General features: G+C 70.3%; 20 protein-coding genes. 7 read left to right on the top strand and 13 right to left on the bottom strand.

The genetic code is table 11. The annotated features are described in order from the left end of the window. Positions 1–24: 24 nt before the first annotated feature. The 13 genes from ABFO07_RS07060 to ABFO07_RS07000 all read right to left on the bottom strand — a co-directional run bounded on the left by ABFO07_RS07060 (position 25) and on the right by ABFO07_RS07000 (position 15,204). Entirely contained in the window at positions 25–2,622 is a 2,598-nt protein-coding gene (locus ABFO07_RS07060; protein WP_060014484.1) for an ABC transporter permease, read from the bottom strand. Then, positions 2,619–3,233, bottom strand: a complete 615-nt coding sequence (locus ABFO07_RS07055; RefSeq protein WP_347468582.1) for a DUF4126 domain-containing protein — start codon at positions 3,231–3,233, stop codon at positions 2,619–2,621. Before ABFO07_RS07055 ends, ABFO07_RS07060 begins: the two co-directional genes overlap by 4 nt. A 194-nt stretch (positions 3,234–3,427) precedes the next feature. Beyond that, positions 3,428–3,748, bottom strand: a complete 321-nt coding sequence (gene sugE, locus ABFO07_RS07050; RefSeq protein WP_059802019.1) for a quaternary ammonium compound efflux SMR transporter SugE — start codon at positions 3,746–3,748, stop codon at positions 3,428–3,430. Between the two features lie 108 nt (positions 3,749–3,856). Continuing rightward, positions 3,857–4,138 (bottom strand): putative hemolysin, encoded by a 282-nt coding sequence (locus ABFO07_RS07045; RefSeq protein ID WP_059801970.1) that lies wholly within the window; start codon positions 4,136–4,138, stop codon positions 3,857–3,859. Between the two features lie 104 nt (positions 4,139–4,242). Next, the gene (gene kdpE / locus ABFO07_RS07040) at positions 4,243–4,941 is read right to left on the bottom strand and encodes a two-component system response regulator KdpE (RefSeq protein WP_059566283.1); all 699 of its coding nucleotides are present in this window, start codon (positions 4,939–4,941) and stop codon (positions 4,243–4,245) included. Then, positions 4,934–7,774, bottom strand: coding sequence for a DUF4118 domain-containing protein (locus ABFO07_RS07035; RefSeq protein ID WP_347468581.1), 2,841 nt, complete (start codon positions 7,772–7,774; stop codon positions 4,934–4,936). Before ABFO07_RS07035 ends, kdpE begins: the two co-directional genes overlap by 8 nt. A gap of 166 nt (positions 7,775–7,940) precedes the next feature. After that, complete coding sequence (gene kdpC / locus ABFO07_RS07030) at positions 7,941–8,522, bottom strand: potassium-transporting ATPase subunit KdpC (protein ID WP_059906435.1); 582 nt, start codon at positions 8,520–8,522, stop codon at positions 7,941–7,943. A gap of 18 nt (positions 8,523–8,540) precedes the next feature. After that, positions 8,541–10,625, bottom strand: coding sequence for a potassium-transporting ATPase subunit KdpB (gene kdpB, locus ABFO07_RS07025; RefSeq protein ID WP_060014482.1), 2,085 nt, complete (start codon positions 10,623–10,625; stop codon positions 8,541–8,543). Between the two features lie 39 nt (positions 10,626–10,664). Beyond that, positions 10,665–12,470, bottom strand: a complete 1,806-nt coding sequence (kdpA, locus tag ABFO07_RS07020; protein WP_060014480.1) for a potassium-transporting ATPase subunit KdpA — start codon at positions 12,468–12,470, stop codon at positions 10,665–10,667. Further along, positions 12,467–12,559 (bottom strand): K(+)-transporting ATPase subunit F, encoded by a 93-nt coding sequence (kdpF, locus tag ABFO07_RS07015; protein ID WP_017331558.1) that lies wholly within the window; start codon positions 12,557–12,559, stop codon positions 12,467–12,469. The genes kdpA and kdpF overlap by 4 nt, the downstream gene beginning before the upstream one ends. A 260-nt stretch (positions 12,560–12,819) precedes the next feature. Next, complete coding sequence (locus ABFO07_RS07010) at positions 12,820–13,794, bottom strand: quinone oxidoreductase family protein (RefSeq protein ID WP_059958172.1); 975 nt, start codon at positions 13,792–13,794, stop codon at positions 12,820–12,822. Between the two features lie 184 nt (positions 13,795–13,978). Further along, positions 13,979–14,365 (bottom strand): methylglyoxal synthase, encoded by a 387-nt coding sequence (locus ABFO07_RS07005; RefSeq protein WP_059883914.1) that lies wholly within the window; start codon positions 14,363–14,365, stop codon positions 13,979–13,981. Positions 14,366–14,424: 59 nt separating this feature from the next. Continuing rightward, complete coding sequence (locus ABFO07_RS07000; RefSeq protein ID WP_059883915.1) at positions 14,425–15,204, bottom strand: SDR family oxidoreductase; 780 nt, start codon at positions 15,202–15,204, stop codon at positions 14,425–14,427. A 173-nt stretch (positions 15,205–15,377) separates the two neighbouring features. On the opposite strand from ABFO07_RS07000, the gene upp reads away from it, so the two are divergent. The 7 genes from upp to rlmH all read left to right on the top strand — a co-directional run bounded on the left by upp (position 15,378) and on the right by rlmH (position 21,111). Then, a complete protein-coding gene (upp, locus tag ABFO07_RS06995; RefSeq protein ID WP_010091140.1) occupies positions 15,378–16,028 on the top strand; it encodes a uracil phosphoribosyltransferase in 651 nt (216 codons plus the stop codon). A gap of 255 nt (positions 16,029–16,283) precedes the next feature. Beyond that, positions 16,284–17,012 (top strand): YebC/PmpR family DNA-binding transcriptional regulator, encoded by a 729-nt coding sequence (locus tag ABFO07_RS06990; RefSeq protein WP_017331564.1) that lies wholly within the window; start codon positions 16,284–16,286, stop codon positions 17,010–17,012. A 104-nt stretch (positions 17,013–17,116) separates the two neighbouring features. Beyond that, positions 17,117–18,394: a phosphoribosylamine--glycine ligase gene (purD, locus tag ABFO07_RS06985; RefSeq protein ID WP_059883917.1), complete on the top strand. Its 1,278-nt coding sequence runs from the start codon at positions 17,117–17,119 to the stop codon at positions 18,392–18,394. A gap of 116 nt (positions 18,395–18,510) precedes the next feature. Further along, the gene (hemF, locus tag ABFO07_RS06980) at positions 18,511–19,434 is read left to right on the top strand and encodes an oxygen-dependent coproporphyrinogen oxidase (RefSeq protein ID WP_059566293.1); all 924 of its coding nucleotides are present in this window, start codon (positions 18,511–18,513) and stop codon (positions 19,432–19,434) included. Continuing rightward, positions 19,400–20,167 carry a nicotinate-nucleotide adenylyltransferase gene (locus ABFO07_RS06975; RefSeq protein ID WP_430733056.1) on the top strand — a complete coding sequence of 256 codons (768 nt, stop codon included), beginning with the start codon at positions 19,400–19,402 and terminating at the stop codon, positions 20,165–20,167. Before hemF ends, ABFO07_RS06975 begins: the two co-directional genes overlap by 35 nt. A gap of 4 nt (positions 20,168–20,171) precedes the next feature. After that, a complete protein-coding gene (gene rsfS / locus ABFO07_RS06970; RefSeq protein ID WP_059566295.1) occupies positions 20,172–20,621 on the top strand; it encodes a ribosome silencing factor in 450 nt (149 codons plus the stop codon). A 19-nt stretch (positions 20,622–20,640) separates the two neighbouring features. Then, a complete protein-coding gene (gene rlmH / locus ABFO07_RS06965) occupies positions 20,641–21,111 on the top strand; it encodes a 23S rRNA (pseudouridine(1915)-N(3))-methyltransferase RlmH (RefSeq protein WP_059566296.1) in 471 nt (156 codons plus the stop codon). Positions 21,112–21,118 lie beyond the last annotated feature (7 nt).

The raw sequence follows: 21,118 nt of genomic DNA, 5'->3' as shown, positions 1-21,118 counted from the left end.
AGGATATTCAGGGCCGGGCGACGCTCACGCGTCGCGCAGCGACTGCAGCGCGGGGCGCCGCAGCACATTATGCAGGCTGAGCCAGCCGGCCGCACCCGCGCATGCGACACCGGCCGCGATGCCGGCCGGCACGAGCCACGGGTCGACCGCCAGCTTGAAATCGAACACGCGCGCGGCGAGCACCCAGCCGACCGCGATCGCGCCCGCCGCCGCGAGCCCGCCGGCCAGCACGCCGACCACGAGGAATTCGGCGCGCTGCACCGCGCCCACCTGTGCGCGCGACGCGCCGAGCGCGCGCAGCAGCGCGGCCTCCCGCACGCGCTCGTCGCGCGACCCGGCGAGCGCCGTGTACAGCACCAGCACGCCGGCCGCGAGCGTGAAAGCGAACAGGAATTGCACCGCGCCGATCACCTGCACCATCATCCGCTGCAGTTGCGCGAGGATCGGCGCGACGTCGATCGCGGTCAGGTTCGGATAGCGCGCGATCAGCGGATCGAGCAGCGCCGCGCGCTCGGCCGGCAAGTGGAAGCTCGTCAGGTAGATCGCGGGGAAATCCTTCAGCGCCGCGGGCGGCATCAGCACGAAGAAGTTGACGCGGAACGTGCCCCAGTCGAGCTTGCGCACGCTCGTGACCGGCGCCTCCACCGACAGGCCCGTCACGTCGAAGCGCAGCACGTCGCCGGGCTTCACGTTCAGCAACTGCGCCAGGCCCGATTCGATCGAGATCTGCGGCGCGCTCGCCGTGCCGAACCAGTCGCCGGCCGTGATCCGGTTGTCGGGCGGCAGCTCGGTCGTATAGGACAGGTTGAACTCGCGATCGACCAGCCGTCGCGCGTCGTCGTTCTGGTACGCGTCCGGATTCACCGGCTTGCCGTTGATCGCGACGAGGCGGCCGCGCACCATCGGCGCGGGCACCGCGTCGCGCACGCCGTGCGCGGCGAGATACGCGGCGACGTCCGCGCGCTGGTCGGGCTGGATGTCGATCAGGAACTGGTTCGGCGCGTCGGGCGGCGTCGACTGCCGCCAGCCGGCAACGAGATCGTTGCGGGTGATCGCAATCAGCAGCAGGCACATCAGGCCGAGCGCGAGCGCGGTGATCTGCAGCGCGCTCGCGGTGCCGCGCCGGTGCAGCGACGCGAGCGCGTAGCGCCAGCCGAGGCCCGCCGCGACCCGCCCGTTGCGCACCGCGCGCGCCGCCGCGAACAGCGCGAGCCGGGCGATCAGCGCGAAACCGAGCAGCGCGCCCGCGAAGCCGCCCGCAACGATCAGCCCGAGTTTCAGGTTGCCCGCGGCCGCGACCAGCAGCCCCGCGAACAGCACGATGCCGCCCGCGTACGCGGCCCACGCGATGCGCGCCGCGTCGCCCCACTCGCGCCGCAGCACGCGCACCGGCGGCACGCGCGTGAGCGGCGCGAGCGGCGGCAGCGCGAAGCCGAGCAGCAGCACCAGCGCCGCGCCGACGCCGATGGCGGCCGGCCACAGCGTCGGCGGCGGCAGCGCGACCTCGATCAGGCTGCCGAGCGCCGCGAGCAGCACCCAATGGCCGGCGTAGCCGAGCGCCGCGCCCGCCACGCCGCCCGCCATGCCGATCCCGATGAATTCGAGCGCGAACAGCGCGCCGAGCGTGCGGCGGCTGACACCGAGGCAGCGCATCGTCGCGCAGCCGTCGAGATGGCGCCGCATGTAGCGCTGCGCGGCCATCGCGATCGCGACCGCCGCGAGCAGCGCAGTCAGCAGCGCGACCAGCGTGAGGAAATGACGCGCGCGGTCGAGCGTCTGCCGCACCTGCGGCTGGCCCTCCTGCAGCGATTCGAGGCCGACGCCGCGCAGCTTGCCGCCGTCGACGCGCGCGTGCGCATACGCCTCGAACCGCGCGACCGCCGGCTCGCTGCCGGCCACCAGCAGCCGGTACGTGACGCGGCTGCCGTAGCCGGTCAGCCCGGTCGCCGCCAGCTCGTCGGCGCGCATCATCAGCCGCGGCGAGAAATTGACGAACGAGAAGCCGCGATCGAGCTCGCGCACGATCGACGCCGCGACCGTGAACGTGCGCAGCCCGACGCGCACGGTGTCGCCGGCCTTCAGGTGCAATGCATCGAGCAGCGCCGGATCGGCCCAGACCGTGCCGGGCGCCGGAATCGCCGTCGCCTTGACGGCGGGCGCCCCGCCGGCCGGCGCGATCTCGACCGCGCCGCGCAGCGGATAGCCCGGCGACACGGCCTTCACGGCCGCGAGCCGCGCGGGCGGCGCATCGCCGGTCGCCTCGCCGACGGTCGAGCCGATCATGCTGGGAAAGATGGCCGTGGTCGCGGTGCGCAGCCCGAGCGCGCGGGCCTCGCGGTCGAAGGACGCATCGACGGGGCGATCGCCGCGCACGACGAAATCGGCGCCGAGCATCTGGCGCGCGTCGCGCTCGAGCCCCTGGCGCAGCCGGTCGGCGAGAAAGCCGACGCTCGTCAGCGCCGCGACGGCCAGCACCAGCGCGAGCACGAGCAGCGTCAGCTCGCCCGCGCGCCAGTCGCGCCCGGTCATGCGCACGGCCTGCCGGACGAGGTCACGCCAGCCGAAGCGCCCGGCGTGCGCCGGGCCGCCGGCGCCGGGCCGCGCCACGGTGGGCGCCGTCAATCCCGCTTCCCGGCCGAATTGAGCCGCGACACCATGTGGTTCGCCATCCCGCGGAAGCCGCCCGACACGCCGCGCCACAAGCGCGGCAGCGCCCACGCCGAGCATGCGACGAAGGCCGCCAGCAGCAGCAGGAACAGCACCGGCACGAAGAACGCGAGCGCGAGCCCGCCGAACACGAGGCCGTCCTCGGTCGACGATGCGATCCAGTTCGAGATCGGCTCGGGAGACAGGTTGATGAGCGCGCGCGTGCCGGCCTTCGTCACGTGCGCGGCGCCCGCGAGCGAGCCGCCCGCGAGGCCGGCGACCGCGAGCACGGTCGGATCCGCATGGCCGAGCGCGCCGGCGGCGAGCACGGCGCCGGCGGGAATGCGGATGAAGGTCTGCACGGCATCCCACAGCGAATCGAAGGCGGGAATCTTGTCGGCAAGGAACTCGGCGATCGCCAGCACGGCCGCGGCGCCGATCACCCACGGCGACGTGAGGATGGCGAGCGTGTCGGGCAGATGGAGCCAGCCGGCGCGCGCCAGCACGCCGGCGATCAGCACCGTCAGGTACAGTCGCAGGCCGCTCGCCCACGCCAGCCCCGCGCCGAGCGAAATGGCTTCGATCATGGCCCTCTCCTTGCACTTTCCGTGCGCTTGCCGATCGATCAGGATGGCCTGCCGCGCGGCGCGTGGCGGCCGGCGGCGCATGCCGTGTCGCGCGCGGCGCGACGGCATTCAGGCTCGAATGCGTTCCATTATAGACAGGCTCGCCGCGCGTCCGGCGCAAATCCGTCTGCGGAGAACCCCGATGCGGACAACCCTCAGGCGGCCGACGACAGCTTGAGCCCGACCAGCCCCGCGACGATCAGCGACGCGCTGGCGATGCGGGCGACGGTCAGCGCCTCGCCCATCATCACGATGCCGAACACGAACGCGCCCACCGCGCCGATGCCGGTCCAGACCGCGTACGCGGTGCCGAGCGGCAGCTGGCGCATCGCGACCGCCAGCAGCCCGAAGCTGGCCAGCGCCGTCACGATCGTGAACACCGACGGCCAGAGCCGGGTGAACCCGTCCGACGATTTGAGGCCGGCCGCCCAGGCCACTTCCAGCAAACCGGCAATCAACAACCATACCCACGCCATCCCGAACGACTCCATGGATCAGATGGGGCCGTCCCCGTTGAATCGAATGACCCGGGGCCGTCCCCGGGCCGGGCGAGTATAGCAAGGGGCCGCGGGCCCGCCGCGCGCTCACTTCGACACGCGTTTGGGCGCGGCCGTGCCGACGCAGCGATCGTCGCGGTACAGCGCCCATTCCTCGCACACGCGGCCGTCCTTGAACACGCACATGCCGACGTCGCCGCCCGGCGTGTTGCGCAGCACGTGGCGTCCGCCGAGCTTCGCGCAGTTCACCGACGCAGGGTTGGCCATCGCCGTCTTCTGCGACGGCTGCTGCCCGGGCGGCAGCGGTTGGGCGCACACGCCGGACGCGGCGAGCGCCAGTACACCGGAGAGAGCCAGACGGACAAGCATCGCATCCTCCTCGTTCGGTTCGCGGAACGGCCAGCATAGCGGGGAATTCGCGACAGGTGTCGACGATCGGGGGACGGTTCGCGCTCCCCCGCCCGGCGCGGCGCTCAGGCCGCGCCGACCAGCCGGTAGCCGACGCCCGTCTCGGTGACGATGTACTCGGGCTGCGCCGGATCGCGCTCGAGCTTCTGGCGCAGGTGCGCCATGTAGATGCGCAGGTAGTGATGGCTCTCGACGTGCGACGGCCCCCACACGTCGCGCAGCAGCTGGCGGTGCGTCAGCACGCGGCCCGCGTGGCGCACGAGCGTCGCGAGCAGCCGGTATTCGAGCGGCGTCAGGTGCACGATCTCGCCGTCGCGCCACACCTGGCGCATCGCGAGATCGACGGTCACGGTGCCGAAGCTCACCTTCGGCGACTCGCTCGCGCCGCCCAGGTTGCGCCGCCGCAGTTGCGCGCGGATCCGCGCGCGCAGCTCGGACACGCCGAACGGCTTGGTCAGGTAGTCGTCCGCGCCGGCATCGAGCGCGGCGACCTTCTCGTCCTCCTGCGTGCGCGCGGACAGCACGATCACGGGCACCTCGGACCAGCCGCGCAGCTCGCGGATCACGTCGAGGCCGTCGGTGTCCGGCAGGCCGAGATCGACGATCACGAGATCGGGCTTGCGGGTCGCCGCGTCGATCAGCCCCTGCTTGCCGGTCTCGGCCTCGAACACGGCGATGTCCTCGTCCTCGAGCGCGGCGCGCACGAAACGGCGGATCTGTTTTTCGTCCTCGATCAGGACGACGGTCAGGCTCGGTTCACTCATGGTCTTGCGGTGGCTCGGATGATGACGGCGCGTGCAGCGCCTCGGCTTCGTCGTCGGATACGGCGGGCGCCGCGGGCGGCGTCTCGACCGGCAGCGTGAACCAGAAACGCGCGCCCGTCACGCGGCCGTCGGGCGCGGTGCGGTTGAGCGCGCCGATTCTACCGCCGTGCGCCTCGACGATCGCGCGGCAGATCGCGAGCCCGAGGCCGATGCCGGGCGTCGCCGATTCCTTCTCGCCGCGCGTGAACTTGTCGAAGATGCGGGTCTGCATGCCGGGCGGCAGGCCGGGGCCGTGATCGTCGACGTGCACGCGCACGAACGGCTGCCCGTCCTCGGTCACGCGTTCCGCGCCGATCTCGATCGGCGTATCGGGCGGCGTGTATTTCGCGGCGTTCTCGAACAGGTTGGTGAACAGGCGCTCCATCAGCACCGCGTCCATCTGCAGCAGCGGCAGGTCGAGCGGCAGCGCGACGCGCGCCGGATGGCGCGCGAGCACGCGCTTGCACGCGGCGAGCGCCGCGCCGACGGTTTCCTCGAGCAGCGACCACTGGCGCTTCAGCTGCAGGCTGCCGGCCTGCAGCCGCGCCATGTCGAGCAGGTTGGTGACGATGCCCGTCATCCGCAGCGCCTCGTCGTGGATCGCCTCGACGAGCTCGTCCTCGCGCGGCCCGTGCCGCGGGGCCGCCGCGTCGCCGTGCAGCGCGGCCGCGCGCGCGTTCGCGAGCATCGACGAGAAGCCGACGATCGTCGTGAGCGGCGTGCGCAGGTCGTGCGAGATCGCCGACAGCAGCGAGTTGCGCAGCCGCTCCGACTCCATGCTGACCAGCGCGTCGCGCGCGATCTCGACGTAATGCACGCGCTCGAGCGCCAGCGCGATCTGCGCGGCGAACGCGTCGAGCATCCGCTGCTGCTCGGGCACCTCGAGCTCGCGCGGCTCCCGCGACGCGACCGCCAGCACGCCGCGCGTGCGCATCGGCGCCTTCAGCGGCAGGTACAGCGCGGCCGTCGCCGGCAGCGTGTCGGTGCCGTGGCCGGCCGGCTTCTGCTGGTCGTACACCCACTGGCCGACGTCGCTGTCGAGATCGGCGCCCGTCAGCGTGACGGACGCGTCGGGCTCCTCGATCTTCTGCTGCACCTTGTCCGCGCTGTCCGGCAGCAGGATCGCGACGCGCGCGCGGAACACCTCGCCCACGTGCCGGCTGCCGATCTCGACGATCTGCTCGGTGGTCAGCGCCGCGCCGAGCTCGCGCGCCATCGCGTAGATCGCGCCCGTGCGGCGCTCGCGCCGCTGCGCGACGTCCGCCGCGCGGGTCAGGCTCGACGTCAGGTGGCTGATCACGAGCGACGTCAGCAGCATCCCGAAGAACGTCAGCAGGTACTGCGTATCGCTGACCGAGAACGACATGCGCGGCGGCACGAAGAAGAAGTCGAACGCGGCCACCGACAGGAACGACTGCACGACGCCCGGCCCGCGCCCGAGGCGCACCGCCGAGAACACGACGCCGAGCAGGTACAGCATCACCAGGTTGGTCAGGTCGAGCCGGTCGTGCACCGCGCTCGCGATCACCGTGATCGCCGCGCAGATCGCGGCCGCATACAGGTAATGCCGCGGCGGCGACCGGTGGCCGCCGAGATGCGCGAACGCGTCGCGCCAGTCGCGCGCACGCGCGTCGAGCGGCGCGGCGCGCACCTCGTCGCTCGCGGACGCGCGAATCAGCATCAGGTCGACGTCGCCCGCGCGTTCGGCCAGCTTCTCGCCGAACGGCCGCGCGAACCAACGCGCGAGCCCGGTCTTCTGCGACCCGCCCGCGACGACCTTCGACACGTTGCGCACCTTCGCATAGCCGATCAGCGCGGCCACCGCATCGCTGCCGGCGAGCGTGGCCGTCTCCGCGCCGAGCTCGGCGGCGAGCTTCAGCGCGTCGAGCGTGCGCACGCGCTGCGCGTCGGGCAGGCGCTGCAGCCGCGGCGTCTCGACGTAGACGGCGATCCAGTCGGCCTTCAGGCTCGCGGCGAGCCGCGCGGCCGCGCGCACCAGCGTGGGCGCCTCCGGCCCCGGCCCGACGCATACCAGCAGCCGCTCGCGCGCCTGCCAGATGCGCTGGATCGAGCGGTCAGCGCGGTATTCGCGCATCTGCGCGTCGACGCGGTCGGCGGTGCGCCGCAGCGCCAGCTCGCGCAGCGCGATCAGGTTGCCCTTCCGGAAGAAGTTGCGCACCGCGCGCTCGGCCTGCTGCGCGAGGTAGACCTTGCCGTCGCGCATCCGCTCGAGCAGCTCCTCGGCCGGCAGGTCGACGAGCGTCACCTCGTCGGCCGCGTCGAACACGCGGTCGGGCACCGTCTCCCACACGCGGATGCCGGTGATCGCGCCGACCACGTCGTTCAGGCTGTCGAGGTGCTGCACGTTGACCGTCGTATAGACGTCGATGCCCGCATCGAGCAGTTCGTAGACATCCTGCCAGCGCTTCAGGTGGCGCGCGCCCTGCACGTTCGAGTGCGCGAGCTCGTCGACGAGGATCAGCCCCGGCGCGCGCGCAAGCGCGGCATCGAGATCGAACTCGGCGAGCGTGCGGCCGCGGTAGTCGATCCGCGCGAGCGGCAGCACCTCGAGGCCGTCGAGCAGCGCGGCGGTCTCGCCGCGGCCGTGGGTCTCGACGATGCCGACGACGACGTCGACGCCGTCCTGCCTGCGCTGGCGCGCGGCCTGCAGCATCGCGTAGGTCTTGCCGACGCCGGCGGAGGCGCCGAAGAAGATCTTGAGCTGGCCGCGCCGCTGCTTTTCTTCGTCACGCTGCAGCTTGTCGAGGAGTTGGTCGGGATCGGGACGGTTCATGCGTCAAAAGGAAGGCAAAACGCGTGGTACGGCGCGTGTACGAGCATTGTTGATCCAAATCGCCACAAAAGGCAAAGACGGCGCAAGCGCCGTCGGGCAGACGCGCGTACGGCGCGAAGCGCGCCGCGCCGCGCCGTACGCGGGAGCGGCTTCCGCACGCGGTGCGTCAGTGCGCCGCCTGCGCCGCATCGAGCGCGAGATTGAGCTTCAGCACGTTCACGCGCGGCTCGCCGAGCACGCCGAACTGGCGAGCGCTCGTGTTCGCGGCAACCAGCTGCGCGACCGCGTCGGGCGACAGCCCGCGCGCCTTCGCGACCCGCTCGACCTGATAGGCCGCCGCGGCCGGCGTGATCTCCGGATCGAGCCCGCTCGCGGACGCGGTCACGAGGTCGACCGGCACCGGCTTCGACAGGTCGGTGCCCGCGTCGCGCAGCGCGGCGATGCGCGCCTTCACCTGGTCGGCGAGCGACGGGTTCAGCGGGCCGAGGTTCGAGCCGCCGGAGCCGCTCGCGTTGTACGGCATCGGCGACGTGGCCGACAGCCGGCCCCAGAAATACTTCGGCGCATCGAACGGCTGGCCGATCAGCGCGGAGCCGACGACCTTGCCGTCCTTTTCGATCAGGCTGCCGTTCGCCTGCGACGGGAATACGACCTGGCCGAACACGGTCATCACGGCCGGATACGCGAGCCCGGTGACGGCGGTCAGCACGACGAAGAGCACGACGAGCGGACGAATCAACGTTTTCATGATGGTTCCTTCGAGACCTCAGGCCCAGCCGAGCGCGGCGAGCGTCATGTCGATCAGCTTGATGAACGGAAACGGCAGCAGCACGCCGCCGAGGCCGTACACCAGCAGGTTGCGGCGCAGCAGCGACGCGGCGCCGAGCGGCCGGTACGTGACGCCCTTCAGCGCGAGCGGGATCAGCGCGACGATGATCAATGCGTTGAAGATCACCGCCGACAGGATCGCCGACGCCGGCGAGCTCAGGTGCATGATGTCGAGCACCTTCAGCTGCGGATAGGTCGTCACGAACGCGGCCGGAATGATCGCGAAATACTTCGCGATGTCGTTCGCGATCGAGAACGTGGTCAGCGAGCCGCGCGTCATCAGCATCTGCTTGCCGATCTCGACGATCTCGATCAGCTTGGTCGGGTTCGAATCGAGGTCGACCATGTTGCCGGCTTCCTTCGCCGCCTGCGTGCCGCTGTTCATCGCGACCGCGACGTCCGCCTGCGCGAGCGCCGGCGCGTCGTTGGTGCCGTCGCCCGTCATCGCGACGAGCCGGCCGGCCGCCTGGTGCTCGCGGATCGTCGCGAGCTTCGCCTCCGGCGTCGCTTCCGCGAGGAAATCGTCGACCCCGGCTTCCGCCGCGATCGCCGCAGCCGTCAGCCGGTTGTCGCCCGTCACCATCACGGTCTTGATGCCCATCTTGCGCAGTTCCGCGAAGCGCTCCTTGATGCCGCCCTTCACGATGTCCTTCAGCTCGATCACGCCGAGCGCGCGCGCGACGCCGTCGCGCCGTTCGGCCACCACGAGCGGCGTGCTGCCGCGGCGCGCGACGTCGTCGACCGCGCGGCGCATTTCGTCCGGGAAGCGGCCGCCGTGAGCCTCGACATAGTGCTTGATCGCGTCGGCCGCGCCCTTGCGGATCTCGCGGCCCGGCAGGTCGACGCCGCTCATCCGCGTCTGCGCGGAGAAGCTCAGGAACGTCGCATGCAGGTGCCCCATGTCGCGCTGGCGGATGTTGAAGCGTTCCTTCGCGAGCACCACGATGCTGCGGCCTTCCGGCGTCTCGTCGGCCAGCGACGACAGCTGCGCCGCATCGGCGAGCGCCTCCTCCGTCACGCCCGGCGCGGGCACGAACGTCGACGCCTGGCGGTTGCCGAGCGTGATCGTGCCGGTCTTGTCGAGCAGCAGCACGTCGACGTCGCCGGCCGCTTCCACCGCGCGGCCCGAGGTCGCGATCACGTTCGCCTGCATCATTCGGCTCATCCCCGCCACGCCGATCGCGGACAGCAGCCCGCCGATCGTCGTCGGGATCAGGCACACGAGCAGCGCGACGAGCGCGGTGATCGTCACCACGTGGCCGGCCTTCATCGCCTCCACCGAGAACTGCGAGAACGGCAGCAGCGTCGCGGTCGCGAGCAGCATCACGATGGTCAGCGCGACGAGCAGGATCGTCAGCGCGATCTCGTTCGGCGTCTTCTTGCGCTTCGCGCCTTCGACCATCGCGATCATCCGGTCGAGGAACGCCTCGCCGGGGTTCGCGGTGACCTTCACGACGATCCAGTCGGACAGCACGCGCGTGCCGCCCGTCACCGACGAGAAGTCGCCGCCCGACTCGCGGATCACCGGCGCGGATTCGCCGGTGATCGCCGATTCGTCGACCGACGCGACGCCGTCCACCACCTCGCCGTCGGCCGGGATCACGTCGCCGGCCTCGACCAGCACGATGTCGCCGCGGCGAAGATCGGTCGCGGTGGTAATGCGGATCGGCGATTTCGGATGCGGCTCGTTCAGCTTCTTGGCCATCACGTCCTTCTTCGCGCTGCGCAGCGACGCGGCCTGCGCCTTTGAGCGGCCCTCGGCGAGCGCCTCCGCGAAGTTCGCGAACAGCACCGTGAACCACAGCCACAGCGCGACCGCGAGGATGAAGCCCGCGGGCGCCTCGGCCTGGCCGGAGAGCGCGGCGATCCACAGGATCGTGGTCAGGATGCTGCCGACGTACACGCAGAACATCACCGGGTTGCGGAACTGCGTGCGCGGCGTGAGTTTCTTGAACGCATCCACGATCGCCGGGCGCAGGAGCGCCGGGTCGAACATGGAGCGTGTTGCGGAATGTTGAGTCATGGCGATCTCTTCAATGCCTTTTGTTTGCCGGCGCGCCGCTCAGGCGCCCAACCACATCATCAGATGCTCGACGCCGGGCCCGAGCGCGAGCGCGGGCACGTAGGTCAGCGCGCCCACCAGCAGCACCGTGCCGAGCAGCAGCACGACGAACAGCGGGCCGTGCGTCGGCAGCGTGCCGCTCGTCGCGGCGATGCGCTTCTTCGCGGCGAGCGAACCCGCGATCGCGAGCACCGGCACGATCGTGCCGAAGCGGCCGAACCACATCGCGATCGCCGTCATCCAGTTGTAGAACGGCGTACCGACCGTCAGCCCGGCGAACGCGCTGCCGTTGTTGTTCGCGGCGGAGCTGAACGCGTACAGGATTTCCGAGAAGCCGTGCGGGCCCGGGTTCAGGATGCCGGCCCTGCCCGCCTCCGCGAGCACCGCGATCGACGCGCCGACCAGCACCAGCAGCGGCGTGAGCAGCACGACGATCGACACCATCTTCATCTCGTACGCCTCGATCTTCTTGCCGACGTACTCGGGCGTGCGGCCGATCATCAGGCCGGCGACGAACACCGCGAGCAGCGCGAACACGAGCATCCCGTAGAGGCCCGAGCCGACCCCGCCGTAGATCACCTCGCCGAGCTGCATCAGCAGCATCGGCACGAGGCCGCCGAGCGGCGTCAGCGAATCGTGCATCGTGTCGACCGCGCCGCACGACGCCGCCGTGGTCGCGACCGTGAAGATGCCGGTCTGCGCGATGCCGAAGCGGGTTTCCTTGCCTTCCATGTTGCCGCCCGACTGCAGCGCGTTCGCCGACTGGTCGACGTGCAGCGCGGCGAGCGTCGGGTTGCCGGCCTGCTCGGCGCTCACCTCGACGCCGATCGCGAGCGTGAACGCGACCGTCATCGCCGCGAGCACCGCAATGCCCTGCCGGCGGTCGCCGATCATGCGGCCGAACACGAGGCACAGTGCGGCCGGGATGATCAGGATCGCGAAGATCTGCACGAAGTTCGCGAACGGCGTCGGGTTCTCGTACGGGTGCGCGGAGTTCGCGTTGAAGAAGCCGCCGCCGTTGGTGCCGAGCATCTTGATCGCTTCCTGCGACGCGACCGGGCCCATCGCGAGCGTCTGCTTCGTGAGCGGCGTGGGCACCGTCACCGGGTTGCCCTTGTCGTCCTTCACGGGGCTGCCCTGCGCGTCGAGCTTCGGCGCGGCGTAGGTGCTCGCCTGCAGCACCGGCACGTCCTGGTACGCCTGCATGTTCTGGATCACGCCCTGGCTCATCAGCAGCGCGGCGACGAGCGCCGCCATCGGCACGAGCACGTACAGCGTGACGCGCGTGAGGTCGACCCAGAAGTTGCCGATGGTCTGCGCGGTGTGCCGCGCGAAGCCGCGGATCAGCGCGATCACGACGACGATGCCGGTCGCCGCCGACAGGAAGTTCTGCACGGTCAGGCCGAGCATCTGCGTCAGGTAGCTGACCGTCTGCTCGGGCGTGTAGTCCTGCCAGTTCGTGTTGGTGACGAAGCTGACGGCCGTGTTGAACGCGCCGTCGACGGTCATCGCGCCGAACTGCTGCGGGTTGCCGGGCAGGAAACCCTGCAGGCGCAGCAGGCCGTAGAGGAACAGCGCGCCGAGCGCGTTGAACGCGATCGTCGCGACCGCGTATTGCTTCCAGCTCATCTCGCGCCCGGCGTCGACGCCGGCGACGCGGTAAAGCGCGCGCTCGAGCGGCCCGAACACGCGCACGACGCGCGCGCTGCCGTCCATCACCGCCGTCAGGTAGCGCGCGACCGGCACGGCCGCCGCCAGCAGGACGACGATGAACAGCGCCGTCTGAAACAGGTTGTTCGCGTTCATTCGATGTCCTCCGCGCGCAGCAGCGCATAGACGAGATACGCGAACAGCAAGGCGGTCGATGCACCCGCCAACCACAGCATCCAGGTCATGCCCGCCCCCCGCGGCCGTATTGCGCCAGCTTCTCGCAACCGGCGATCAAGCCGGCGATCAGGGCCGTGAACAGCACCAGCGCGCCGATGAAAACCGCATCCATTGTTGTGTTCTCCGTCGTCGAAATCAGACGACTAGAACCTTATTGGAACGCGCGTAAAGGACGGGTCAAAGGTCCGCGGGCGGGTGTAAAAAACGCGTAAACGAAAAAAGGGCGGCACCGCGCCGCCCTTCGGTGTCGCCCACCGGCGGAGCGCGTTCAGGGCACGAGGATCGTCGAGCCGGTGGTCTTGCGCGCCTCGAGATCGGCGTGCGCGCGCGCGACTTCCGCGAGCGGATAGCGCTGGTTGATGCTGGTCTTCACCTTGCCCGACTGGATCACGTCGAACAGCTCGGCGGCGGCCGCTTCGAGGTCGGCACGCTTCGCGATGTAGGAGAACAGCGTCGGCCGCGTGAAGAACAGCGAGCCGCGCGACGAGAATTCCTTCGAGTCGATCGGCGGCAGCGGGCCGGACGCATTGCCGAAGCTGACGAACAGCCCGAGCGGCGCGAGGCTGTCGAGCGAGCCGATGTACGTATCCTTGCCGATCGAGTCGTAGACCACCGGCAGCAGCGCGTCGTTCGTGATCGCCCGCACGCGTTCCGTGAAGTTCTCGCGCGTATAGACGATCGGGTGATCGCAGCCGTGCGCCTTCGCGATCTCGGCCTTCTCGTCGGAGCTGACCGTGCCGATCACGGTCGCGCCGAGCTCCTTCGCCCACTGGCACACGAGCAGGCCGACGCCGCCGGCCGCCGCATGGATCAGGATCGTGTCGCCGGCCTTGACCGGGTACGTGCGGCGCAGCAGGTAGTGCGCGGTCAGGCCCTGCAGCATCACCGACGCCGCTTCGTCGTAGCCGATGCCGTCCGGCAGCTTGACGAGGCGCTCGGCGGGCAGCACGCGCTCCTGCGCGTACGCGCCGGGCGACGACCACACGTAGGCGACGCGGTCGCCCGGCTTGAACGCGGTCACGTCGTCGCCCACCGCCGTCACCTCGCCGGCCGCCTCCATCCCGAGCCCGCCGGGCAGCGGCTGCGGATAGAGCCCGGTGCGGAAATACACGTCGATGTAGTTGAGCCCGACCGCATGCTGCTTGACGCGGACCTGGCCCGCCTGCGGCTCGGCGACTTCGACGTCGACCCACTTCATGACTTCCGGGCCGCCCGCCTGGTCGTATCGGATTGCTTTCGGCATCGTTTCGCTCCTCGTTTCGTGTTCGTTCAGTCAGGAAAAAACCGGGATTCGACGATGCACGGCGCCTCGGACCGGCGGGAAACCGGGCGCGCCGCGTGCATCGCGCCGCCCGATTCTCGCGCGTCGCGGCGATCCGCGCATTGCCCTGCCGCCAGCAGGGACAATCGGGCCGCCCGCGCGCCGCTCAGTCCGCCAGCTTCCGCGCGAGGTCGTCGAGCAGCATCCGCGCGGTCGCGACGTTGGTCGCGCACGGCACGTTGTGCACGTCGCATGCGCGCACCAGCGCGGTGATGTCCGGGTCGTGCGGCTGCGCGGTCATCGGGTCGCGCATGAACACGACGATGTCGACCCGGCCCTCGGCCAGCTCCGCGCCGATCTGCAGGTCGCCGCCGAGCGGCCCGGACAGCTTGCGCTCGACCTCCAGGCCATGCGCGGCGGCGATGCGGCCGCCCGTCGTGCCGGTCGCGACCAGCCGGCAGTGCGCGAGCGTCGCGCGGTATTCGCCCGCCAGCGCGACGATCTCGTCCTTCTTCGCGTCGTGCGCAATCAGTGCGATGCGGGGGGTGCTCATCTCCAGTCCTTTGTCGTTCGGTTTGTTGTCGTGGGGTCATTGCGCGGGCGCCGCGCCCGTCAGAACGTGCCCGGGTATGCGCCGCCGTCGAGCAGCCAGTTCTGCCCGGTGATGTAGCCGGCGTGCACGCTGCACAGGAACGCGCAGGCGGCGCCGAACTCCTCGCGCGTGCCGAGCCGCGCCGCCGGGATCGCCTTCACGCGCCGCGCGCGCACTTCGTCGAGCGTCGCGCCCTGCTCCTTCGCGCTGGCGGCAAGCGTCGTCGCGATGCGGTCGGTGTCGAACAGCCCGGGCAGCAGGTTGTTGACGGTCACGTTGTGCGCGGCGATCCGGCGCGCGAGCCCCGCGACGAAGCCGGTCAGCCCGGAACGCGCGCCGTTCGACAGCGCGAGCACGTCGATCGGCGCCTTCACCGCCGAGCTCGTGATGTTGACGATGCGGCCGAAGCGGCGCGCGATCATCCCGTCGACGGTCGCGCGGATCAGCTCGATCGGGGTCAGCATGTTCGACTCGAGCGCGCGGATCCAGTCGTCGTGCGAGAAATCGCGGAAGTCGCCCGGCGGCGGGCCGCCCGCATTCGTCACGAGAATGTCCGGCTGCGGGCACGCGGCGAGCGCGGCCGCGCGCCCGTCCGGCGTCGTGATGTCGCAGGCTACTGCGGTGACGGACACGCCCGACGCCCGGCGGATCGCGTCGGCCGTCGCCTCCAGCGTGTCGCGCGTGCGCGCGGCGATCACGAGATTCACGCCCTCGGCGGCCAGCGCTTCCGCACAGCCGCGCCCGAGGCCCTTGCTTGCCGCGCACACGAGCGCGGTCTTCCCTGCGATGCCGAGATCCATTTTTTCGATATCCGTGGTGGCGTCGCGCCGCCCGGCGGCGCGCGGGTTGTCGACGAGACGTCGATAATATCCGGATCGCGCGAGCCGTCTTGGTAAACTTGCGTCCGTGCGCGCAGCCGGGCCCGCCGCCCGCCTGCCACCTTCGATCCCCTTTTGCCCCTGGGCGCCCCGTCATGAAACAGGACAGCCGTTTCCCGAATCTTTTCATCCTCGATCACCCGCTGATCCAGCACAAGCTGACCCACATGCGCGACAAGGACACGTCGACGCGCACGTTCCGCGAGCTGCTGCGCGAGATCACGCTGCTGATGGGTTACGAGATCACCCGCAACCTGCCGATCACGACCAAGCGGGTCGAAACCCCGCTCGTCGAGATCGACGCGCCGGTGATCGCCGGCAAGAAGCTCGCGATCGTGCCGGTGCTGCGCGCGGGCGTCGGGATGTCGGACGGCCTGCTCGACCTGGTGCCGTCGGCGCGCGTCGGCCATATCGGCGTGTACCGCGCGGACGACCACCGCCCGGTCGAGTACCTGGTGCGCCTGCCGGACCTCGAGGACCGGATCTTCATCCTGTGCGACCCGATGGTCGCGACCGGCTACTCGGCCGTGCATGCGGTCGACGTGCTGAAGCGCCGCAACGTGCCGGCCGCGAACATCATGTTCGTCGCGCTGGTCGCCGCGCCGGAAGGCGTGCAGGTGTTCCAGGACGCGCATCCGGACGTGAAGCTGTACGTCGCGTCGCTCGATTCGCATCTGAACGAGCACGCGTACATCGTGCCGGGCCTCGGCGACGCGGGCGACCGCCTGTTCGGCACCAAGAACTGACGGGCCGGCCATCCGGGGGCCGGCCTTCCGGGGGGGCGGCGATCGGGGGCCAGCCACCCGGGTACGGGCGTTCCGGCGCCTGATCCCGGCCATTCGGCCATGCGCGACGGGCCCGAGCGGACGCCCGCCGCGTGATAAAATCTCGATCCACTCGACACGCGCGGCCCCGCGGCTTCATGCCCGCCCCAGCGGCCGCCGATTCAACGACACATTGGCTTAAACGCCCGCGCACGCGCCCGGGCGACGGAGAAACGTATGGCTGGTCACTCGAAATGGGCCAACATCAAGCATAAGAAAGCTGCGGCCGACGCGAAGCGCGGCAAGATCTGGACGCGCCTGATCAAGGAAATCCAGGTGGCGGCGCGCCTCGGCGGCGGCGACATCGGCTCGAACCCGCGCCTGCGTCTCGCGGTCGACAAGGCGGCCGACGCGAACATGCCGAAGGACAACGTCAAGCGCGCGATCGATCGCGGCGTCGGCGGCGCGGACGGCGCGAACTACGAGGAAATCCGCTACGAAGGCTACGGCATCGGCGGCGCGGCGATCATCGTCGACACGCTGACCGACAACCGCACCCGCACGGTCGCGGAAGTGCGCCACGCGTTCTCGAAGTTCGGCGGCAACATGGGCACCGACGGTTCGGTCGCGTTCATGTTCGATCACGTCGGCCAGTTCCTGTTCGCGCCGGGCACCTCGGAAGACGCGCTGATGGAAGCCGCGCTCGAGGCGGGCGCGAACGACGTCAACACGAACGAAGACGGCTCGATCGAAGTGCTGTGCGACTGGCAGGAATTCACCAAGGTGAAGGACACGCTCGAGGCCGGCGGCTTCAAGGCGGAGCTCGCCGAAGTGACGATGAAGCCGCAGAACGAAGTCGAATTCACCGGCGACGACGCGGCGAAGATGCAGAAGCTCCTGGACGCGCTCGAGAACCTCGACGACGTGCAGGACGTGTACACGAACGCCGTCGTCATCGAGGAATGAGATGCCTGCCGCCGTGCTCCGTTCGCGGCGGCGGCTCGACCGATATCGCGGCCGGCGCGCCTGAGCGTGCCGGCCGCCCTGTTTTCTAGTCTGCGGGGAATCCCATGAAACTACTCGTCGTCGGTTCCGGCGGTCGCGAACATGCGCTCGCGTGGAAGCTCGCGCAGTCGCCGCGCGTCCAGATGGTCTACGTCGCGCCCGGCAATGGCGGCACGGCGCAGGACGAGCGCCTGAAGAATGTCGACATCACGTCGCTCGACGCGCTCGCCGACTTCGCGGAAAGCGAAGGCGTCGCGTTCACGCTCGTCGGCCCGGAAGCGCCGCTCGCGGCCGGCATCGTCAACCTGTTCCGCGCGCGCGGCCTGAAGGTGTTCGGCCCGACCCGCGAAGCGGCGCAGCTCGAAAGCTCGAAGGATTTCGCGAAGGCGTTCATGAAGCGCCACGGGATCCCGACCGCCGACTACGAAACCTTCTCCGACGCGGCCGCCGCGCATGCGTACATCGACGCGAAAGGCGCGCCGATCGTCGTGAAGGCCGACGGCCTCGCGGCCGGCAAGGGCGTCGTGGTCGCGATGTCGCTGGAAGAAGCGCATGCGGCCGTCGACATGATGCTGTCGGGCAACAAGCTCGGCGATGCCGGCGCGCGCGTCGTGATCGAGGAATTCCTCGACGGCGAGGAGGCGAGCTTCATCGTGATGGTCGACGGCAAGCACGCGCTTGCGCTGGCTTCCAGCCAGGACCACAAGCGCCTGCTCGACGAGGACCGCGGCCCGAACACGGGCGGCATGGGCGCGTATTCGCCCGCGCCGATCGTCACGCCGCAGATGCACGCGCGCGTGATGCGCGAGATCATCATGCCGACCGTGCGCGGCATGGAGAAGGACGGCATCCGCTTCACGGGCTTCCTGTACGCGGGCCTGATGATCGACAAGGACGGCAACCCGCGCACGCTCGAGTTCAACTGCCGGATGGGCGACCCCGAGACGCAGCCGATCATGGCGCGCCTGAAGAGCGATTTCTCGAAGGTCGTCGAGCAGGCGATCGCGGGCACGCTCGACACGGTCGAGCTCGACTGGGACCGCCGCACCGCGCTCGGCGTCGTGCTGGCCGCGCATGGCTATCCGGACGCGCCGCGCAAGGGCGACCGCATCAACGGCATCCCGGCCGAGACCGAGCAGGCCGTCACGTTCCACGCGGGCACGACGCTCGACGGCGACAAGCTGACGACGTCGGGCGGCCGCGTGCTGTGCGTGGTCGGCCTCGCCGATTCGGTGCGCGAAGCGCAGCAGCATGCGTACGAAGCGATCAACCAGATCAATTTCGAAGGCATGCAGTACCGCCGCGACATCGGCTACCGCGCGCTCAACCGCAAGAGCGCGTGACGGTGGCACCGGGCGCGCCGCAAGGCTGCGCGCCCTCTCCTCTGCCGGGGTTCGTTAGAATGCCCGGCAGATGCCTTTTTAATGCGCCCCGTTCCGACGGGGCACCCAGTCCAGACATGACCGATTCGACCTACGACGTGACGCGGGTGCGCGCGTACCTCCAAGGCCTGCAGACGCGCATCGCCGACGCGCTCGGCGCACTCGACGGCACGCCGCTCGCGACCGACGCGTGGCAGCGCGGGCCGGCCGAGCGCCTGCGCGGCGGCGGCTGCACGCGCATCCTCGAGGACGGCAACGTGTTCGAGCGCGCGGGCATCGGCTTTTCCGACGTCGCGGGCGACGCGCTGCCGCCGTCGGCGAGCGCGGCGCGCCCGCAGCTCGCGGGCCGCGGTTTCGAGGCGCTCGGCGTGTCGCTCGTGCTGCACCCGCGCAACCCGTACTGCCCGACCGTGCACATGAACGTGCGGATGCTGATCGCCACCAAGCCCGGCGAGGAGCCGGTGTTCTGGTTCGGCGGCGGCATGGATCTGACACCGATTTACGGCTTCGAGGACGACGCGCGGCACTTCCACCAGACCTGCAAGGACGCGCTCGACCCGTTCGGCGCGGCGCTGTATCCGCGTTTCAAGACGTGGTGCGACGAGTATTTCTTCCTCAAGCACCGCAACGAGGCGCGCGGCATCGGCGGGATCTTCTTCGACGACTTCTCGGAGCCCGGCTTCGAGCGTTCGTTCGAGATGATGCAAAGCGTCGGCGACGCGTTCCTCGCGGCCTACCTGCCGATCGTCGAGCGCCGCCGCGATACGCCGTACGGCGAGCGCGAGCGGGCGTTCCAGGGCTACCGCCGTGGCCGCTACGTCGAGTTCAACCTGGTGTTCGACCGCGGCACGCTGTTCGGGCTGCAGAGCGGCGGCCGGACCGAATCGATCCTGATGTCGATGCCGCCCGTCGCGAACTGGCGCTACAACTGGCAGCCCGAGCCGGGCACGCCCGAAGCGCGCCTGTATAGCGACTTCATCGTGCCGCGCGACTGGGTCTGAACCCCGCGCCACCGCAACGAAAGGACCTGTTCTGGACCACACCACCCGCCCCGCCCCGCTGCCGCGCCGTATTGGCCTGCTGGGCGGCACGTTCGACCCGATCCACGACGGCCATCTCGCGCTCGCGAGCCGCTTCGCCGACGTGCTCGGCCTGACCGAGCTCCTGCTGCTGCCCGCCGGGCAGCCGTACCAGAAGCGCGACGTGTCGGCCGCCGAGCATCGCCTCGCGATGACGCGCGCGGCCGCGCAGTCGCTCGTGCTGCCCGGCGTGACGGTCGGCGTCGCGAACGACGAGATCGAGCATGCGGGGCCGACCTACACGGTCGACACGCTGGCGCGCTGGCGCGAACGGGTCGGCCCGGGCGCGTCGCTGTCGCTGCTGATCGGCGCGGACCAGCTGGTGCGCCTCGACACCTGGCGCGACTGGCGGCGGCTGTTCGACTACGCGCACATCTGCGTATCGACCCGCCCCGGGTTCGATCTTGCCGCGGCGCCGCAGGCGGTCGCGCAGGAAGTCGCCGCGCGGCAGGCATCCGCCGACGTGCTGATGGCGACGCCGGCCGGCCGCCTGCTGATCGACACGACGCTTGCGTTCGACATCGCCGCGACCGACATCCGCGCGCACCTGCGCGAGTGCATCGCGCGCCGCGCGCAGGTGCCCGACGCATCGGCCGAGCACGTGCCGGCCGCCGTCTGGGCCTATATTCTTCAACATCGTCTTTACCATTCCTGATTCCATGGATATCCGCAAACTGCAGCGCGTGATCGTCGACGCCCTCGAAGACATCAAGGCGCAAGACATCAAAGTCTTCAACACGAGCCACCTCACCGAGCTGTTCGACCGCGTGATCGTCGCGTCCGGCACGTCGAACCGCCAGACCAAGGCGCTCGCATCGAGCGTGCGCGAGAAGGTCAAGGAAGCCGGCGGCGACGTCGTCAGCTCCGAAGGCGAGGACACCGGCGAATGGGTGCTGGTCGACTGCGGCGACGCGGTCGTGCACATCCTGCAGCCCGCGCTGCGCCAGTACTACAACCTCGAGGAAATCTGGGGCGACAAGCCGGTGCGGATGAAGCTCGGCGGCGGCAAGGGCCCGAACGGCGCGGCCACCGCCAGCGACGACGACGAGGACGAGGAAGACGCGCCGGCCGCGCGCCCGGCGCGCAAGACGCCCGCCCGCCGCCGCTGATTCGTCACGCATCGTTCCGATGAAGCTGTTCATCCTCGCGGTCGGCCACAAGATGCCCGGCTGGATCGCATCGGGCTTCGACGAATACGCGAAGCGGATGCCGCCCGAGCTGCGCATCGAGCTGCGCGAGATCAAGCCCGAGCTGCGCTCCGGCGGGCGCAGCGCCGAAAGCGTGATGGCCGCCGAGCGGCAGAAGATCGAGGCCGCGCTGCCGAAGGGCGCGCGGATCGTCGCGCTCGACGAGCGCGGCCGCGACTGGACCACGATGCAGCTCGCGCAGGCGCTGCCCGGCTGGCAGCAGGACGGCCGCGACGTGGCGTTCGTGATCGGCGGCGCCGACGGGCTCGATCCGGAACTCAAGGCGCGCGCCGACCTGCTGCTGCGCATCTCCAGCATGACGCTGCCGCACGGGATGGTGCGGGTGCTGCTCGCCGAACAGCTTTACCGGGCGTGGAGCATCACGCAGAATCACCCCTATCACCGCGCATGACGCGTCG

The sequence above is a fragment of the Burkholderia stagnalis genome, assembly GCF_039848545.1.
Taxonomy (GTDB): Bacteria; Pseudomonadota; Gammaproteobacteria; order Burkholderiales; family Burkholderiaceae; genus Burkholderia; species Burkholderia stagnalis.
This window is presented reverse-complemented; position numbering and strand designations above follow the sequence as displayed.

Coding starts and splice junctions, on each gene's coding strand:
- purD (WP_059883917.1), top strand. CDS start 17,117: ATGAAACTACTCGTCGTCGGTTCCGGCGGTCGCGAACATGCGCTCGCG.
- sugE (WP_059802019.1), bottom strand. CDS start 3,748: ATGGCGTGGGTATGGTTGTTGATTGCCGGTTTGCTGGAAGTGGCCTGG.
- ABFO07_RS07045 (WP_059801970.1), bottom strand. CDS start 4,138: ATGCTTGTCCGTCTGGCTCTCTCCGGTGTACTGGCGCTCGCCGCGTCC.
- ABFO07_RS06990 (WP_017331564.1), top strand. CDS start 16,284: ATGGCTGGTCACTCGAAATGGGCCAACATCAAGCATAAGAAAGCTGCG.
- rlmH (WP_059566296.1), top strand. CDS start 20,641: ATGAAGCTGTTCATCCTCGCGGTCGGCCACAAGATGCCCGGCTGGATC.
- ABFO07_RS07005 (WP_059883914.1), bottom strand. CDS start 14,365: ATGAGCACCCCCCGCATCGCACTGATTGCGCACGACGCGAAGAAGGAC.
- kdpB (WP_060014482.1), bottom strand. CDS start 10,625: ATGACTCAACATTCCGCAACACGCTCCATGTTCGACCCGGCGCTCCTG.
- kdpA (WP_060014480.1), bottom strand. CDS start 12,470: ATGAACGCGAACAACCTGTTTCAGACGGCGCTGTTCATCGTCGTCCTG.
- ABFO07_RS07055 (WP_347468582.1), bottom strand. CDS start 3,233: ATGATCGAAGCCATTTCGCTCGGCGCGGGGCTGGCGTGGGCGAGCGGC.
- rsfS (WP_059566295.1), top strand. CDS start 20,172: ATGGATATCCGCAAACTGCAGCGCGTGATCGTCGACGCCCTCGAAGAC.
- hemF (WP_059566293.1), top strand. CDS start 18,511: ATGACCGATTCGACCTACGACGTGACGCGGGTGCGCGCGTACCTCCAA.
- kdpC (WP_059906435.1), bottom strand. CDS start 8,522: ATGAAAACGTTGATTCGTCCGCTCGTCGTGCTCTTCGTCGTGCTGACC.
- ABFO07_RS07035 (WP_347468581.1), bottom strand. CDS start 7,774: ATGAACCGTCCCGATCCCGACCAACTCCTCGACAAGCTGCAGCGTGAC.
- kdpE (WP_059566283.1), bottom strand. CDS start 4,941: ATGAGTGAACCGAGCCTGACCGTCGTCCTGATCGAGGACGAAAAACAG.
- ABFO07_RS07000 (WP_059883915.1), bottom strand. CDS start 15,204: ATGGATCTCGGCATCGCAGGGAAGACCGCGCTCGTGTGCGCGGCAAGC.
- upp (WP_010091140.1), top strand. CDS start 15,378: ATGAAACAGGACAGCCGTTTCCCGAATCTTTTCATCCTCGATCACCCG.
- kdpF (WP_017331558.1), bottom strand. CDS start 12,559: ATGACCTGGATGCTGTGGTTGGCGGGTGCATCGACCGCCTTGCTGTTC.
- ABFO07_RS07010 (WP_059958172.1), bottom strand. CDS start 13,794: ATGCCGAAAGCAATCCGATACGACCAGGCGGGCGGCCCGGAAGTCATG.